Source organism: Dysgonomonas massiliensis (assembly GCF_900240225.1).
In the GTDB taxonomy this organism is placed as follows: Bacteria; Bacteroidota; Bacteroidia; order Bacteroidales; family Dysgonomonadaceae; genus Dysgonomonas; species Dysgonomonas massiliensis.
The window spans coordinates 1-1,026 of the sequence record NZ_OEPV01000026.1 but is presented as its reverse complement, the minus strand read 5'-3'; the positions used below and the strand labels follow the sequence as shown (position 1 = coordinate 1,026).

Here is a 1,026-nt window from a genome sequence, read left to right as displayed (position 1 = left end):
TTGCGGAGTATGAAGCTACCTTAGAAAGCTCAGATCAGGAAGCTTCTCTGGAAACACTTCTTAGTTGTGCTCCTCGTTACGACAGTTCCGGGCGTAAGCGCAGAGTTATCACAGGTGTTCTCAAAGATCTTATTGATGATTGTCTTCAGAAGAATGCACAAAAGCGCTCTATTGGTCTTAAAAAGCAATGTATGCTGGGTAAAGATATTTATGAGTTCGTTCTTGACAAAGGTTTTAAAGTCAGCTACTCGGGCGTTTGTAAATACATCAAAGAGTCCAATAGTTTAAAGAAGGATCAAGGCGGTGAGGCTTTTGTTCGGGGTTATTACCCTCCGGGAGAAGCCTGTGAGTTTGACTGGGGAGAAGTTAAGCTTTATCTTGGGGGGAAGCTCCAACGACTGTATATGGCTGTCTTCACCTTCAGCCACAGTAATGGACGTTATGGCTGGCTCTTTCGACATCAGGATACCTTGGCCTTTATGGAATCTCACCGCAACTTCTTCGCCCGAGTGTCCGGTGTACCTGCGGTGATGGTCTATGATAATATGCGGGTAGCTATCAAAGAGTTCGTTGGAGCAGAGAAAAAGCCTACCGATGCCTTGCTTCGCCTAAGCAACTTCTATCGCTACCATTATCGCTTCTGTAATATCCGTGCCGGATGGGAGAAAGGACACGTGGAACGCTCGGTGGAGTATGTCCGGCGCAAGGCGTTCTGTGTTAACTTACGATTCAATACCCTGGAAGATGCTCAAGAACAGCTGATGGCTACCTGTGAGCGAATGAATAAGGAAGTGGGCAGTCCTTCTACCAGCGACAAACAAGTGAGTCTGGCTGCTGATCTGGCTGCATTAACTTACTGTAGCAATGAGATGGGGTGCTTTGAGTGGGAAACCTTTAAGGTAGATAAATGGTCTACCATCTGTAAGAAAGGTTCACACTACTCGGTTCCAGACACCCTGGTAGGTAAAATGGTTGAAGTCAAAGTCTACTCTGAGAAGTTGGTTGTTGTCTATAACAAGGAGAAGC

General features: G+C 46.1%; 1 protein-coding gene. It reads left to right on the top strand.

Annotation, left to right across the window (positions count from 1 at the left end; translation table 11 throughout):
* Positions 1 to 1,026, top strand: a 1,026-nt coding sequence (gene istA / locus C1A06_RS14970) for an IS21 family transposase (protein WP_145996425.1), incomplete at both ends; no start/stop codon positions are given.